At 71.3% G+C, this 15,614-nt stretch carries 12 protein-coding genes and 1 tRNA gene; 6 read left to right on the top strand and 7 right to left on the bottom strand.

Going from position 1 to position 15,614, the window contains the following annotated elements:
* Positions 1 to 33: 33 nt before the first annotated feature.
* The gene (locus tag ACWDGI_RS06975; RefSeq protein WP_450756119.1) at positions 34 to 528 is read left to right on the top strand and encodes a DUF3830 family protein; all 495 of its coding nucleotides are present in this window, start codon (positions 34 to 36) and stop codon (positions 526 to 528) included.
* Positions 529 to 548: 20 nt separating this feature from the next.
* Here ACWDGI_RS06975 and ACWDGI_RS06970 read toward each other — a convergent pair whose 3' ends face one another.
* The gene (locus ACWDGI_RS06970) at positions 549 to 2,402 is read right to left on the bottom strand and encodes an alpha-1,3-galactosidase-related protein (RefSeq protein WP_450756117.1); all 1,854 of its coding nucleotides are present in this window, start codon (positions 2,400 to 2,402) and stop codon (positions 549 to 551) included.
* 116 nt (positions 2,403 to 2,518) lie between these two features.
* Positions 2,519 to 3,529: a LacI family DNA-binding transcriptional regulator gene (locus ACWDGI_RS06965; protein ID WP_450756115.1), complete on the bottom strand. Its 1,011-nt coding sequence runs from the start codon at positions 3,527 to 3,529 to the stop codon at positions 2,519 to 2,521.
* A gap of 198 nt (positions 3,530 to 3,727) precedes the next feature.
* On the opposite strand from ACWDGI_RS06965, the gene ACWDGI_RS06960 reads away from it, so the two are divergent.
* Positions 3,728 to 5,686 (top strand): hypothetical protein, encoded by a 1,959-nt coding sequence (locus ACWDGI_RS06960; RefSeq protein ID WP_450756113.1) that lies wholly within the window; start codon positions 3,728 to 3,730, stop codon positions 5,684 to 5,686.
* Between the two features lie 28 nt (positions 5,687 to 5,714).
* Here the strand turns inward: ACWDGI_RS06960 and ACWDGI_RS06955 are convergent, their stop codons facing one another.
* On the bottom strand, positions 5,715 to 7,130 hold the full coding sequence (locus ACWDGI_RS06955) for an amidase (RefSeq protein WP_450756111.1): 1,416 nt from the start codon (positions 7,128 to 7,130) through the stop codon (positions 5,715 to 5,717).
* A gap of 20 nt (positions 7,131 to 7,150) precedes the next feature.
* Positions 7,151 to 8,104, bottom strand: coding sequence for a D-2-hydroxyacid dehydrogenase (locus ACWDGI_RS06950; protein WP_450756110.1), 954 nt, complete (start codon positions 8,102 to 8,104; stop codon positions 7,151 to 7,153).
* 129 nt (positions 8,105 to 8,233) lie between these two features.
* On the opposite strand from ACWDGI_RS06950, the gene ACWDGI_RS06945 reads away from it, so the two are divergent.
* From ACWDGI_RS06945 to ACWDGI_RS06935, 3 genes are all read left to right on the top strand, one after another.
* Positions 8,234 to 9,031 (top strand): maleate cis-trans isomerase family protein, encoded by a 798-nt coding sequence (locus ACWDGI_RS06945; RefSeq protein WP_450756108.1) that lies wholly within the window; start codon positions 8,234 to 8,236, stop codon positions 9,029 to 9,031.
* A complete protein-coding gene (locus ACWDGI_RS06940; RefSeq protein ID WP_450756106.1) occupies positions 9,028 to 9,759 on the top strand; it encodes a maleate cis-trans isomerase family protein in 732 nt (243 codons plus the stop codon). The genes ACWDGI_RS06945 and ACWDGI_RS06940 overlap by 4 nt, the downstream gene beginning before the upstream one ends.
* Before the next feature lie 383 nt (positions 9,760 to 10,142).
* The gene (locus tag ACWDGI_RS06935; RefSeq protein ID WP_450756104.1) at positions 10,143 to 11,240 is read left to right on the top strand and encodes an LLM class flavin-dependent oxidoreductase; all 1,098 of its coding nucleotides are present in this window, start codon (positions 10,143 to 10,145) and stop codon (positions 11,238 to 11,240) included.
* Here the strand turns inward: ACWDGI_RS06935 and ACWDGI_RS06930 are convergent.
* Positions 11,210 to 13,135, bottom strand: a complete 1,926-nt coding sequence (locus tag ACWDGI_RS06930; RefSeq protein WP_450756102.1) for a putative bifunctional diguanylate cyclase/phosphodiesterase — start codon at positions 13,133 to 13,135, stop codon at positions 11,210 to 11,212. The two genes, ACWDGI_RS06935 and ACWDGI_RS06930, sit on opposite strands and share 31 nt — an antisense overlap.
* Positions 13,136 to 13,485: 350 nt before the next feature.
* Here ACWDGI_RS06930 and ACWDGI_RS06925 point away from each other — a divergent pair, with 350 nt between their 5' ends.
* Positions 13,486 to 14,700: a M6 family metalloprotease domain-containing protein gene (locus ACWDGI_RS06925; protein ID WP_450756513.1), complete on the top strand. Its 1,215-nt coding sequence runs from the start codon at positions 13,486 to 13,488 to the stop codon at positions 14,698 to 14,700.
* 140 nt (positions 14,701 to 14,840) lie between these two features.
* On the opposite strand, the gene ACWDGI_RS06920 is transcribed toward ACWDGI_RS06925, so the two are convergent.
* Together ACWDGI_RS06920 and ACWDGI_RS06915 are read right to left on the bottom strand one after the other, a co-directional pair.
* Positions 14,841 to 14,914 (bottom strand) — tRNA-Lys (locus ACWDGI_RS06920).
* Positions 14,905 to 15,513 (bottom strand): bifunctional DNA primase/polymerase, encoded by a 609-nt coding sequence (locus ACWDGI_RS06915; RefSeq protein ID WP_450756100.1) that lies wholly within the window; start codon positions 15,511 to 15,513, stop codon positions 14,905 to 14,907. The genes ACWDGI_RS06920 and ACWDGI_RS06915 overlap by 10 nt, the downstream gene beginning before the upstream one ends.
* Positions 15,514 to 15,614: the final 101 nt, after the last annotated feature.

Below are 15,614 nucleotides of genomic sequence, written 5' to 3'. Positions count from 1 at the left end.
CCGGGGCCAATCGACTTATGCATCATGGATGACATGGCCGATCGATTCATCGAAGTCTCGCTGGTCGCCCGCGGAGTCCGGGCCACGGCCCGGCTGCTGGACGACCGGGCGCCGGTGACCTGTGCCGCCGTCTGGGACGCCCTGCCACTCGCCGGCGACGTCTACCACGCGAAGTACGCCCGCAACGAGATCTACGCTCTTTTCCCGCCATTCGCGGCGACGGAACCGCCCCTGGAGAACCCGACCGTCACGCCCATCCCCGGCGACCTCTGCTACTTCTCGTTCGCCGGCGCGGAGTTGGGCACGAAGGCCTACGGCTACGACCGCGAGGTACGCCCCGGCACCACGGTCGTCGACCTGGCCCTCTTCTACGAACGCAACAACCTGCTGCTCAACGGCGACGTGGGCTGGGTGCCGGGAATCGTGTGGGGCGAGGTGGTGGCGGGCCTGCCGGACCTGGCCGAGGCCTGCAACGACCTGTGGCGGACGGGGGCGGCGGGGGAGACCCTGGCCTTCCGCAGGGCCTAGCCACCCCCGCCCGCCGTGCTTCAGTCGGTGACCACGGACGTGTTGAGGCCCTTGGCGTAGTGGTTGTGCGCGATCCGGATGCCGGAACTGCCGTGGAAGACGAACAGCGGTGAGGTGTACGGCGGTTGGCCGGCCGCGGCCAGGCGGCGGACCGTGTTGCCAGTGAAGGTGAACCCGCCGACGCTCTTGGCGTTGACCACGGTCACGTCACCGATGTCGAACGCGTTGTCCTCGACCTTGATGTGGTGGTGCACGGGGTTCGCGGGGTCGACGACCTGGTTGGTCGGCTCCACGAAGACGACCGGGCCGCTGGGCCGGGTGAAGGTGTTCCCGCGGATCGTCAGGTCGGAGACCGGCCCGGACTCGTACCACTGGTAGGCGTCGGCGGAGACGTAGATGCTGGCCATCGACATCCCGTCGAACCGGTTGCCGGTGATCAGGACGGGCTTGCGGGTGGTGACCAGCACCCCGCGGGTCGGCACGTTGCGGAAGACGTTGCCGGAGATGAGGACCGACGGGGTGGCCGTGATGTTCTCGACCACCGTGCCGCCGGTCTCGACCCCGGCGGGAACCGGCCGGTCGAAGGTGACGGTCATCGTGGTCAGCGACTTGGTGTGGTCCGTACCGCTGGGCCCGTCGACCGCGGTGACCCTGGCGTGCGCGTCCGGCAGCGGGGTCATCGTGGTCTTGGTGGTGAACTCGGCCTCGTCGCCCGGGGCGAACTGCGGGAACCCGGCGGTCTGCGGGTGTTCGTAGGCGAGGGTGAGGGTGCGGGGACCGGGTTTCCCGACGACCTCCAGATAGGTGCCGTGGATGTTGATCGGGTCGTCGTGGGGGCCGTCGAAGAGGCTCCGGGTGATCGAGACCTTCCCCTTGACGCCGGACATCTGCACGAAGTCCGCGAAGGAGGCGGTGGAGCGGCCGGACCTCGGGTCGGGGGCGAAGTTCACCCTGTCGATGGCGATGTTCTCGCTGAACTGCCCCACCACGCCGAAGGACTGCAGGTAGTAGGCGTTCATCGAGCGCATCGTGACGTTCTTCGACTCCCAGATGAAGGCGCCCGGCTCGGTCCGCTCGATCAGGCGCATCTGGTAGACGAGACCGGCGTCGGCCGGCCGCTGCGCCCCGCCGTAGTCGATCCGGATCCGGCGTCCGCCGAGGTCGGTGACCGCGGTGACGTCGTTGAACAGCGGGTTGTCCGCGCGCCAGGACCGCTGTGCCGCGGGGTCGTGGATCTGGGTGTACTGGAGTCCGTCGACCCCCGACCAGTACGGCTGCCCGGTGGCCGGGCTGGTCTCGCCGAGCCAGGTGATGTGCGTGCCGTCGACCCGGTACGGGCTGCCGGCCGGGATCGACAGGACACGGTAGGCGTGCCCGTCGCGCACCCCGGTCTCGGCGACGGTCGCGTCGATGACCTCGGGGGCCGCGTAGTCGAACGAGAAGTTCTGGAACGTCACATCGGTCGAGCGGATCGACGCGAACGCCGTCTGGAGACCGTGGTACTCGAGCTTGGCCCCGCCGCCGTCGACGGTGACGTCGTGCATGTCCTCGATCAGCAGCCCGATCTTCTTGTCCCGGTAACGCTGGTCGGCGCCCACGGTGTTGGACACGTACAGCTCACGCGTCTCGGCCCGCTCGGGATAGAGCTGGTAGGTCCCCTTCGAGAAGACGATCCTGACCGGCCGGTCGAGGCTCCTGGCGTGCCGCAGCGCCGCGGCCACCGCGGGCGCCGAGTCCGTCCGGCCGGTGGGGTCGGCGCCGTAGTCGTCCACGTCGACCACCACCGGTGCCGCCTTCGGCGCCGCGGCGACAGGAGCGGCCGCCCCGCCGCCGAGCAGCGCGAGCGCCACCCCGAGAAACGCGAACCGAGACATGGGTATAGTCCCTCCGGAGCATGCATGAGCGATGAAATACCCGATGAATAGTGGGAGTTACCGCCGATGATCCGGCCGGATCTCCGTGCAGAGTCTGCATAGATCCGATGTCTGGGTCAATGGTCCCGACGGGCAGGTGCCACCGCCGCCGTGCTCGCGCGGATCACCAGCTCGGGGTCGAAGAGGAGTTCGCCGACGGGGACCTCGCGGTTGCCCACCAGGGCGAGGACACCGCGGGCCACCTCCGCGGCCAGGCGGTCGGCCGGCTGACGGACCGTGGTGAGCGGAGGGTCGACGAAATCCATGATCATGGCGCCGTCGTAGCCGACGACCGACACGTCGCCCGGGACGTCGTACCCCTGGCGGCGCGCGCCGCGGATCGCGCCCAGGGCCATGTAGTCGCTGGCGGCGACGATGGCCGTGGCGCCCCGGCCGAGCAGTGAGATCGCGGCGGACTGGCCGCCCTCGACGGTGTAGGACTGCCGGACCACCCACTGCTCCGGATCCTCGACCCCGCGCTTGACGAGCGAGGAGACGAAGCCGCTGACCCGGCGGTCCGCCGGGCGGTTGCCGACCGGGCCCGACGCCATGCCGATCCGGCGGTGACCGAGGCGGTGCAGATGGTCCACGGCGAGTTCGGCGGCCAGCAGGTCGTCGGTGGAGAAGACCGGCACGTCGCCCACGCCCTCGAACTCGCCGTTGACCCCGACGAACGGGATCCTGCGGGAGCGCAGCAGCTCGTACGCGGCCGGGTCCGCGCCCTCGATCGTGTTGCTGGCCGACAGGAAGACCACGGCGGCCACACCCCGGTCGGCGAGGGAGGTCACGAAGTCCAGCTCCTGCACCCCGCCGGGGAAGCACGGGCACAGGACCGTCTTCAAGCCGTGCGGGGCGAGCGTGGACTCGATCCGTTCGCAGACGTCGGCGAAGAACGGGTTGGAGACGAACTCGGTGATGACCGCGATCAGCTGCCCCCGGGTCTGCCGCTCGTACCCGAGGTCGGCCATCGCCCGCTCGACCGCCTCACGGGTCTTGCGCGCCACACCCTGACGCCGGTTGATGACCCGGCTGACGGTGGCCTCGCTCACCTGCGCCCGCTCCGCGACCTCGGTGATGCCCACCTTCATGACGGCCCGCCCTACCTCGCTTGCACGAATGAGATGAAAACTTTCAGCGCATCATGCCATGGAAAACGGCAGCAGGTCTGCGGGTCTTGCAGGTTTCTTCTGCAGGACCATTGAAGCGCTTCTCCGGGCCCTGTTAGCTTGCGGCCACCGCTCGGCCGCCCCACCCGCCCGACCGCAGTGATCGAGACCGGAGACCCGATGAAGCCCTCAAGGCTCATGCTGCTCACCGCCGTTGCCCTGCTCGCACCGATGGCCCCCACCGTGTCGGCCGAGGCGGAACCGGGCCCCCGCCCCCAACTCGCCATCCCCGACCCCGGCTTCGAGAACGGCGGCACCGGCTGGACCTTCGGCCCGGGCACCGGCGTCGGCACCGGCAACCGGCACGGCGGCACCCGCTTCCTCTACCTCGACGCCGGAGCCGGCAAGAGCGCCCGACTCACCCTCGTGGCACCCCGGAACGGCAGCTACGACTTCTCCGCCTGGGTCGGCAGCGCCGGCACCGGCGGCACGTACACGGTCCGGCGCAACGGCGAGACCGTCGGCACGGTCGACCTGCCCCAGCACGCCGGCTACGCCCGCTACACCATCAGCCGCGTCGACCTGAGGACCGGCGACCGGCTGGAGATCGCCTTCGGCTCCGGCAGCTCCTGGGTCAACGCGGACGACCTGATGATCTCTCCCGCCGCACCGGCCGACCCGAAGGTCACCTCGTCCGACCCCGAGGTCGCCGAGATGTTCGCCTGGGCCCAGAAGAAGGCCAACAGCTGGGTCCAACTGCCCGGCACGACAGGCCCGGTCAACGTCGACGAGAACCAGACCGGCGGCACCGGCACCGCGTCGTACGAGCCCACCTACTGGGCCGGATACGCCAACCGCAGCGCCTACTACTCCCGCGACATGACCCACCAGCTCGCCGGCGCCCACCTCATCGGCCTCGACGCCGAGAACGAGACGATGCTCCGCTCCTACGCGGCGTCGGCCACCGCCGAGCACAAGTACTTCCCGGTGTGGTCCCTCAACTTCGACGCCAAGACCTACCTGAGCATTGACTACAAGAACCCGGACGACTTCGTGCGCGAGGTGCCGGCCACCTTCGAACTCGTCGAGAAGGCGGCCCAGGCCTACCTGTGGACCGGCGACCGCAGATACGTCGACGACCCGGTGCTGTGGGACTTCTACCGGCACGCCACCGAGCAGTTCATCGACCTGCACAACTCCGCCAAGGACAACGGCAGGGTCAAGGTCGCCGAGGGCACCGGGCAGGGCATCTTCGAAGGCGCCGCCAGCTACAACGAGCAGGACGGCGACGGCCTCGCCGAGGCCGGGGACGGCATCGCCTCCGAGTACCAGGCGTATCTGGCGATGGCGGTCCTCGCCCGCGGCAAGGGCGACACCGCGCTGGCCAGGACCTACGACAAGCGTGCCGCCGACCTGAAGACGTACTTCAACGACGACTGGAGCGGCACCGGCAGCGGCGCCGACATGGTCCGCGCCTACACCCTGTCCGGCACCCCGGTCACCGGCTGGGGCAAGGAGAACAGCGTCTTCATGCCGATGAAGCAGATCATCGACCCCGGCCCGCGCAACGACGCCTACCTCGACTACATCGAGAAGCAGGAGCTGGGACCGGAGGGGTCGCCCAACATCGAGTCGACGACCTACCTGCCCGACATGTTCTTCCGGAACAATCGCAACGACACCGCCTGGCAGTGGATGCGGAAGATCTACGGCGAGCGGGAGACCCAGCACGTCAACTCCAGCCAGGGCCCCGACGGCGACTACCCCGAGGTGTCGTTCACCCTGGTCAGCCAGACCATTCAGGGCCTGATGGGCATCACGCCGGACGCCCCGGACCACAAGGTGACCACGCAGTCTCAGCTGCCGTCCGGCATGAAGTGGCTCCAGGCGGCGGACGTACCCATCGGCACGGGCACCGTCACCGTGCGGCACGACGGCGCGACGAGGACCACGCTGACGAACAACTCCCGCAAGACCTCCTACAGGTGGGAGGCCCGCTTCCCCGGCGTGCACAGCAGGATCGAGGTCGACGGCGTCCCCCAGCGGGTCCGCACCAAGAAGGTCGACGGCGTGACGTACACGTACGCGACACCGACGGTACGGGCGGGACGGACGGCGGTGGTGCAGGTGACCGGCTGAGGCGCGGGCCGCTCCCCGGCGCGCTCCGTCAGACCACGACGGCGCCGCCCGGCGGTACCGAAGCCGCGCCCGCCTCGTACAGCGCATGGGCCGCCCGCAGCACCAGATCGTCCCGGTGACGGGCGGCCACGAGCTGCAACCCCACCGGCAGCCCGGCCCCGTCCACTCCCACGGGTACGGTCGCGGCCGGCTGCTGGGTCAGGTTGAAGGGGTACGTGAACGGAGTCCACCCCGTCCAGCGCCGGAACCCGGCGTTCTCCGGCACCTCCGCCCCCGCCTCGAACGCCGTGATCGGCAGGGTCGGTGTGACCAGGAGGTCGTACCGCTCGTGGAAGAGACCCATCCGGCGGCCCAGGTCCATCCGGACGTCCACCGCGGCCAGATACTCCAGGGCACTCAGCCGGGCCCCCTGCCCGCAGATCTCCCGCAGCCCGGGATCCAGCAACTCCCGCTGCTCGGGGGAGAGCCGCTGGGTCACCCGGGCCGCCCCCGCGAACCACAGGGCGTGGAACGCCTCCACCGGGTCGCTGAAGTCCGGGTCGGTCTCCTCGACGTACGCACCCAGTTCGGCCAGCCGCGTCACCGCCCGCCGTACCGCCGCCGCGACCCCGGGACCGACCGCCACCTGGCCGCCCAGCGTCGGTGAGAACGCCACCCGCAGTCCGCGCACGCCTCCGGAGAGGCCCGCCGTGAAGGGACCCGGGGCGGGACCCAGCGCCGACCAGTCCCGGGCGTCCGGTGTGCCGATCACGTCCAGCAGCAGTGCCGCGTCGGCCGCGTCCCGAGTCATCGGGCCCACGTGCGACAGCGTGCCGAAGGCGCTCGCGGGGTACAGCGGGACGCGGCCGTATGTCGGTTTCAGGGCGAAGACTCCGCAGAACGCCGCCGGGATGCGCACGCTGCCGCCACCGTCCGTGCCCAGCGACAGGGGCCCGGCGCCCAGGGCGACGGCCGCCGCGCTGCCCCCGCTCGAACCGCCGGCGGTGCGGGAGGGATCGTACGGGTTGCGGGTGATGCCGGAGAGCGGGGAGTCGGTCACGCCCTTCCAGCCGTACTCGGGGGTGGTGGTCTTGCCGATGAACACCGCGCCGTGTTCGCGCAGCCGGGCGACCGAGGGCGCGTCCTCGTCCCAACTCCCGTCAGCCGAGATCGTCCTGGAACCGCGCAGGGTCGGATGGCCGCGCATCAACAGGATGTCCTTGACCGTCACCGGGACGCCGTCGACCAGTCCCCTCGGTTCGCCCCGCCGCCACCGCTCCGCCGACTCCGCCGCCTGCGCCAGGGCGTCCTCCTCGGTGAGGCGGACGAAGGCGTTGACCTCCGGCTGGATCCGGGAGGCCCGTTCCAGGGCCGCCCGGACGGCCTCCACCGGGCCGAACTCCCCCGAGCGGTAGCCGTCGAGGAGTTGCCGGGCGGTGAGGTCGGTGAGGTCGGTGAGCTGCATGAGGGGCACCCTCCCGGGAGTCAGTGACCGGGCACGTAACCGCGTTTCTTGTCGACCACGTTCAGCAGAGACCTGCCCGCCGCCCACCGCTCGTACAACTCCACGAACTGAGTGCCCAGTTCGTCCCGCCAGCCGACCGTGTCCCCGCTCATGTGCGGCGAGACGATCAGGCCCGGCACGTCCCACAGCGGGCTGTCGGCGGGCAGCGGCTCGGTGGTGAGGACGTCCAGGGCCGCGGCGGCGATCCAGCGCCGGGTCAACGCCCGCACCAGCGCGTCCTCGTCGACCAGTTGGCCGCGGCCGACGTTGATGAAGCAGGCAGAGGGCTGCATCACGCCGAAGCGGTGCGCGTCGAACATGCCGTACGTCTGCTCGGTCAGCGGCGCCGCCGCGATCACCCAGTCCGCGCGGGACATCAGCCGGTCCAGGTCGCCGGGGCCGTGGATGCCGGTACGCGGGACACGGCCGACCAGCGCGGTGGTGATGTCGAGTGCCTTGAGGGTGCGGACGATCGCCCGGCCGATCGGGCCGGAGCCCACCACGCACGCGCGGGTGCCGCCGACCCGGCGCGCCTCGCGGTGCCGCCAGGTCCGCTCCCGCTGGAGGCCGAGGGTCTGGGGGAGGTCCTTGGCGATCGCGAGGACCAGCGCGGCCACGTACTCGGCGATGGGCCGGTCGAAGACCCCGCGCGCGTTGGTGACGACCGTGTCGGACGCGGCCAGTTCGGGGCACATCAGATGGTCGACGCCCGCGCTGGCGGTGTGCACCCACCGGGGCCGCGGTCCCGTGCCCGGCCAGGCCTCGCGGACGGCGTGCGAGGCGAAGTCCCAGACGAGCAGGACGTCCGCCTCGGGCAGCCGGGCCGCCAGGCCCGCCGCGTCCGTGTGCACGATCCGTGCGTGGCCGGTGAGCCGGCCGAGCCGCGGGGGCGGGTCGGCGTCGAGGATCAGCACGGTGGGCGGGGCCTGCGTCATCGAGGGGACGGCTCCCTACGTCTGGCATGCACGGATTGACCACGCTCGCACCCGAACCTACCTTCGTCAACACGGACGTACCCGCCGACCGTTGCCCCTCCTCTCCTGACCTGAGGCCGGTGACTTCCCATGGACGTCTCTTTTCTGGGCGGACCCCGCCCCCAGCGCGGTGTCGGCGTCGTGGCGCCCTTCGACTTCGCGCTCGATCGTGAACTGTGGCGCTGGGTGCCCGACGACGTGTCCCTGCACCTGACCAGGACCCCGTTCGTGCCCGTCGAGGTCAGCCTCGACCTCGCGCGGCTGGTCAGCGAGCACGAGACGCTCGGCGACGCGGTGCGCGCGCTGACCGCCGTCGCCCCCGAGGTGGTCGCCTACGCGTGCACCTCCGGCAGCTTCGTCGGCGGCATCGCCGGGGAGCGCGCGATGTGCGAGGCGATGACCCGGTCCGGTGCGGTGCCCGCGCTCACCACCTCCGGTGCGCTGCTCGACGCGCTGACCGCGCTGGGCGTACGGCGGCTCGCGCTGGTCACGCCCTACACGGTCTCGGTGACGCGGGTCCTCGAGGAGTACGTGGCGGAGGCGGGCGTCCAGGTCGCCGGCTGTGCGTTCATGGGGCTGACCCGGCACATCTGGCAGGTGCCGTACCGGGACGTGGTCGCCATGGCCCGGCAGGCGGTACGGCCCGGGGCCGCCGACGCCCTGTTCATCTCCTGCACCAACCTGCCCACCTACGACGTCATCCCCCAGCTGGAGGCCGAGCTGCGCGTCCCCGTTCTGTCGGCCAACCAGGTCACGATGTGGGCGGCGCTGCGCAGGCTGGGTACCCGAGCCGTTGGGCCCTATCAGACGCTGATCGGTCATCCGGACGGATCGGCGCCACGGGAGTGGCCCGTACTGCCGGAAGAACAGCAGGAAGGGTGGACATGACAGCGCTCGGAATCCTCTATCCGGGGCACTCCGCGGAGGACGACTACCCGCGCATCGAACAGCTCCTCGGCAGCGACGTCCGGGTGGACGTCGTCCACACCGACATCGGCGAGGACGCGCACCGGGTGGACGCGCTGCGGGAGATGGGATCGGCACGGCGGCTGGCGGCCGGAGTGGACGAACTGCGGCTCGCGGGCGCGGACGCGGTGGTGTGGGCGTGCACCAGCGGAAGCTTCGTGTACGGCTGGGAGGGCGCCCACCAGCAGATCCGGGAGCTCGCCCAGGCGGCCGGGCTGCCCGCGTCGTCCACGTCCTTCGCGTTCGTGCACGCGGCGCGCGAGCTCGGGGTACGACGGGTGGCGGTCGGCGCGACCTACCCGGACGACGTGGCCCAGCTCTTCGCGGACTTCCTGCGGGCCGGGGGCCTGGAGGTCACCGGGGTCCGCTCGTCGGGGATCGTCACGGCGGCGGAGGTGGGGACGTGGGGGGAGGAGGAGGTACTCACGCTCGCGCGGACCGCGGACGCCTCCGGCGCGGAGGCGGTACTCCTCCCGGACACGGCACTCCACACGGTGGCCCATCTTCCACTCCTGGAGAAGGCGCTGTCCAAGCCGGTCCTCACGGCGAACCAGGTGACCGTGTGGGAGGGCCTGCGGCTGGCCGACCGCCGGCTGAACGAGCCGGCGCTGGGCACCCTGTTCACCCGCCAACCGATCGTGCAGGCCTGACGGACTCCCCGTACCAGGGGGCTCCGCCCCCTGGACCCCCAAGCCCCACCGCCCACCCACCACCCGCCTCGGCCGGCACGAGGGAGCCGTTCGGGGGCGGGGCGGGGGGGGTGTGGGCTCGGTCGGGGTGAGGGAGCTGTCCGGGGGTGGGGGGGTGTGGGCTCCGGTCGGGGTGAGGGAGCCTTCCGGGGTGGGGAGGTGTGGGCTCGGTCGGCTGAAGGAGGCGTTCGGGGGTGGGGCATGGCGGGTCGGGCGGTGTGGCCGGGGCGGGGAGGCCTGGGCGTGGGCGAGGAAGCCGGCCGTGGTGTCGGGAATAAGCGGAGCCATCCTCCTGTTATCGCCCTCCAGTACAGCTCACGGCCGTAAATCAGGAGGCTCTCACCGTGTCGGCAGACGAGATCCGGGGCATCACGCACGGGACCGCCCCCGTCCCCCTCTCCGTACTGGACCTGGTGACCGTCGGCACCGGCAGTACCGCCAGCGACGCCCTGCGCACCAGCGTGGAGCTCGCGCGGCTCACCGAGGCCCGCGGCTTCCAGCGGTTCTGGGTCGCCGAGCACCACTCCATGCCGGGTGTGGCCTCCTCCTCGCCCGCCGTGATCCTCGCCCACCTCGCCGCCCACACGGAGCGCATCCGGCTGGGTTCGGGCGGTGTCATGCTGCCCAACCACGCCCCGCTCGTCATCGCGGAGCAGTTCGGCACGCTGGAGGCGATGGCCCCGGGGCGGGTCGACCTGGGTCTCGGCCGGGCACCGGGCACGGACGGGGCCACCGCGGCCGCCCTCCGCCGTACCCAGACCCTCAACGAGGGCGCCGACGACTTCCCCCAGCAGCTCGCCGAGCTCACCCGGTTCCTGGACGACGACTTCCCGGACGGGCACCCGTACCGCCGGATCCACGCCATCCCGGGCCCCGTCCAGAGCACCAGCCCCGGCGGTGTGCAGTCCCCGCACCGGCCGGTCGTCTGGCTGCTCGGCTCCTCCGGCTTCAGCGCCCGGCTCGCCGGCATGCTCGGGCTGCCGTTCGCCTTCGCGCACCACTTCTCCGCGCAGAACACCATCCCGGCCCTGGACCTCTACCGCGAGTCCTTCACCCCGTCCGCCGTCCTCGACGAGCCGTACGCCCTCATCGGCGTCTCCGCGCTCGCCGTGGACGAGGAGCGCGAGGCCCGGCGCCAGGTGCGGGCCGGTGCGGTGAACATGCTGCGGCTGCGCACCGGACGCCCCGGTCTCTTCCCCGACCCGGACGACGTCGAGAAGCACGAGTTCTCCCCGATGGAGGAGGAGTTCGTGCACTCCTGGACCGCCAACATCGTGCACGGCACCGCCGACGAGGTGCGCGCCGGTCTCGACGACCTCCAGAAGCGCACCGGCGCCGACGAGCTGATGCTCACCACGCACGCCCACCGCGGCGAGCTGCGCCTGCGCTCCTACGAGCTGATCGCCGACGCCTACGGTTTGCCGACCGGGGTGTCCGCGTAGGTCCGGGTGCCCAGCAGCTCGGAGATACGATCCGGCGTCACCGGCCGGGAGTACAGCCACCCCTGGCCGGTGTCGCAGCCGATGTGCCGCAGCCGCGAGGCCTGCGCCGAGGTCTCGACGCATTCGGCGGTGACGGTGAGGCCGAGCCGGTGGGCCAGCTGGATCATCGCCTCCACCACGACCTCGTCGGCGGGGTTCGGACGGTCGCCCGGGTCGTCGTACTGGAAGCCCCGGACGAAGGAACCGTCCAGCTTGAGCACCGACACCGGGAGCCGGCTGAGGTAGGCGAGGTTGGAGTAGCCGGTGCCGAAGTCGTCGATGGCGATGCGGACGCCCATGTCGCTGAGGGCCTGAAGGGCCTGCAGCGGCCGGCCGGCCGAGCCCATCACCGCCGACTCCGTCAGCTCCAGCTGGAGCAGGTGCGGCGCCAGGCCGGTCTCCGCCAGGGTCTCCGCCACGTCCGCCACCAGGTCGGAGTCCCAGACCTGGCGCACGGCCACGTTCACGCTCACGAAGATCGGCGGCTCGCCGGGGTGGTCCAGCTGCCACCGGCGGGCCTGCCGGCAGGCGGTGGTCAGGGCCCAGCGGCCGAGCGGGACGATCGAGCCGTCCTCCTCCGCCAATCCGATGAACCGATTCGGCGTTAGTGTGCCGAACTGCGGGTGGTTCCAGCGGACCAGGGCTTCGACCCCGCTCAGCCGCCCGTCCTCCATGCCCACCAGCGGCTGGTACTCGAGCACGAACTCGCCGCGCTCGATGGCCGGGCGGAGGGTGGAGGAGAGCGCCTGACGGGTGACCAGGTGGGCGTTGCGCTCCGGGTCGAAGAGCGTCCAGCGGGACTTGCCGTCGGCCTTCGCCCAGTAGAGGGTCGTGTCGGCGGCCTGCATCAATCCGGTGGCCGTCGTACCCGCCGCATGGCGCTCCACCACCCCGATCGAGGCCGACAGGGAGAGCCGCTGGCCGGCCAGGTCGAACGGCGCCTGGAGGGCTGCCAGCGCCGACTCGGCCAGATCGGCCAGCTGCTCGGTGCCCGTCGAGTCCTCGACCAGCAGGGCGAACTCGTCGCCGCCGAGCCGGGCCACCAGCGGCACCCCGGCCCGCGCGAAGCCGGCGTCGTCGGCGATCCGGGTCAGCCGCTCGGCGACGGCGGCCAGCAGCCGGTCGCCCACCCGGTGGCCGAGGGTGTCGTTGACCGCCTTGAAACCGTCAAGGTCCAGGTAGCACAGGCCGATTCGGCCGGTCCCGCTCTGCTCGTACGACTCCGCCTCCAGCGCGGCCGAGAGCCGCTCGAAGAACAACGTCCGGTTGGGCAGCCGGGTCACCGGGTCATGCATCTGCAAGTGCCGCAGCCGGGCCTGGAGTTCGCGGCGGGCACTGATGTCGGAGACCGACATCAGCACGCCCGGGGCGTCCTTCGCCAGCGGGGAGACGGTGACCTGGACCCAGAGCGAGTGCCCGTCGGGGTGCTTGAGCCGACGGGCGCACCGCAGCTTGGCCTGCCGGCCGCGCAGCACCTCGCGATAGGCGTGCCAGGTACGGGCGTCGGAGGCCAGGTCCACCAGATCCGCGGCGATCCGCCCGGTCAGGCCGGCCGGGTCGGCGCCGATCAGGCTGCCGAACGCCGCGTTGGCGGTGCTGACCAGGCCGTCGCGGTCGACGACGGCCATGGGCAGCGCGGCGGCGGTGAAGGCGTGCTCGTATGTCTTCGCATCCGGCGTCGCGCCCGGCGGCTCTGTCGGCGCTTTCGTGTCTGTCGTCTGTGTCGCCTGTGGTGTCTCGCCTGTCTTCGGGTCGGCCGTCTGGTTGTACGACTTCCGACAGATGTTGTCACTCTCTGTGACGGCGGACCGGTCGAGGTCTGCCGCGGGCGTCGGCCCTTCGGACGTTCCGCTCACCGCTCGCTCCCGCAGTGCACTCGATCTCTGTCCGTGCAGGAAAGTGTGCCGATCATAGAGGCTGGCCCGAGGGCCTTCCAGCCACTGTCCAGTGTCCACGATGAAGCACCGGTTCTGACAGATCGTTTCTGCCCGCACCTGGACGGGTTCTTGAGTCGTCTGGCCACTTGTGACGTTCCGTGAGTTTCCCGGGGTGTCGGCCGTTCGGGTTCCTCACCCTTCTGGTGCAGATAAACAGGTCATAAGACGACAAACTCGCACAGGCTGGGTGGCGGTGTCCCGCGAACCGTCCCGGAGGTCCTTCCGTGCCGCGTCTCCTGCTGCGCAGCACCGCCGCCGTGTTCACCACGATGTCGGCGCTCGTCGCGACGACGATCCTGACCGGACCGTCGGCCGCCGAGCCGTTCTCCACGGCTCCCTGCGCCCTGCACCGCACCGATGCGCACCACTCCGAGGGCGTCGACACCTGGAACGCCGACTACACCCGCCCCACCCACGCGCTCTCGGCCGTGATGGTCTTCCTCTCCTTCCCGGACGCGCCCCCGCGCACCACCCCGGCGGAGCTGGTCGCCGACCACTTCCCGGCCACCAGCCGCTACTACGAGCAGGCCTCCTACGGGAAGTTCACCATCCGGCCGCACCCGTTGACGCACTGGCTGCGGATGCCCAGACCCTCGGTCACCTACGGCATGAAACGCGACTGGAGCCTGGTGCTGCGGGCCGCCTACCTGCGGGACGCGTTCGCGGCGGCCGATCCCGAGGTCGACTTCTCGCGCTACGACGTCGTGTACTTCGTGGCCGACCCGGACGCGCCCGGCGTCGACTCCGACGCCACGAAGGTGGTCAACCTGGAGGTCCCGGTGCACGTCGACGGCACGGACGTGCGCCGGGTCGTCACCGTCTTCGAGAAGCATCCGCCGGACCGGCTGGTTCTCGCCCATGAGACCGGGCATGTCTTCGACCTCCCCGACCTCTACCACCGCCCGGTGGACGGCAAGGGCGACTGGGACACCTACGTCGGCGACTGGGACCTGATGGGCAGCCAGTTCGGGCTGGCCCCGGACCTCTTCGCCTGGCACAAGTGGAAACTCGGATGGCTGGATCCGCGCCAGGTGGTGTGCGTCCGGGGGGCCGCGCCGACCCGGCTGACCCTGGAGCCGCTGTCCGCGGGACCCGGGGTGCCTGCGCAGGGCGCCGCGGGCGCGCCGGCCTTCGGGCTCGGCGACGGAACCAAACTGGCGGTGGTGCGCACCGGGCCCGACACCGTGCTGGCCTTCGAGGCGCGGGGCGCGTCCGGCAACGACAGCGCGGCCTGCCGGGAGGGCATCCTCGTCTACCGGGTCCGCGACGAGACGGCCTCCGGCGGCGGCCCGATCGAGGTGATCGACGCCCATCCGCGCACCGAGGCCTGCTGGGAGAACTCCGTGTACCCGCCGCTGGCCGACGCCCCGGTCGCCCTCGGCGAGAGCTTCACCGTCCCGAGGGAAGGCGTGCGGGTCGAGGTGGAGGGGCGGACGGCGTCCGGCGCGTGGAATGTGAAGATCACGCCGAGGGAGCTGGACTGACACGCGCGGGTGACGGGGGCGCAGGGGCGACGCGGTCGGAAAGGCGACGAGGTCAGGAGAGCGACGAGGTCGGAAGGTTGACGGGTTCGAAAACGCGAAAGGCCAAGCTCACAGGAGCTTGGCCTTTCGCCTACTTCGCGTGCGCCGCCAGGGACTCGAACCCCGGACCCGCTGATTAAGAGTCAGCTGCTCTAACCAACTGAGCTAGCGGCGCCTGCTGACGTCGTAGACCTTAGCATCCTGATCGGCGGGAGGAAAAATCGATATCCGCACGGCCGAGCGGGCGGCCCGTACCGCGGCCCAGAGCAGGATTTCCGGTCCGGGGAGCCAGGGGTGCCGGGTGTCCGGGGCGACCAGCCAGCGCGTGCCGGCCGGCGCGGCGGACCGGTCACCGTGCGGCGCCGGGACGGTCACCGCGTCGCCGGTGCCGTGGCACAGCAGCGGCGGGACGGCCTGGCTGCGGCCGCCCCACTCCTCCCAGCCCAGCAGCGACGGCAGCCGGGCGGCGGTGCCGGGGGCGGCGAACAGGAGCATCCGGCCCCGGAACACCGCGACCGGCCCGGAGCCCGGTCCCTCGTCCCACAGCCGGTCCAGCATGCGGCGGCCGAACACCGCCGGGGTGTTGACCACGTCGAACACCGAGCCGCAGGGCAGCACGACCGGGGCGTCCGGCCGCTCCTCCCAGAAGGCGAGCGTGCTCCGCGGATACGTTCCTGCGGAGGCGAGCCAGGCGGCTCCGTCGGGGATGACCCCGGCGGCGTCGGAGCGGTCGCCGGGGCCGTGGAGAGGCGTCTCGTGCGGTGTGCTGCTCATAGGGAATTGATACCCATCGTGAGACCGCGCTCGCCGTGAGTTGCGGAAAACCGGGACGGGATGGGCCGGAGGGAGTATCTTGCCCGCCTGGCACCCGTCTG

The organism is Streptomyces sp. NPDC001220 (assembly GCF_053597895.1).
Note: the sequence above shows the minus strand (reverse complement) of the source record. Positions and strands in the feature narration are given on the sequence as shown.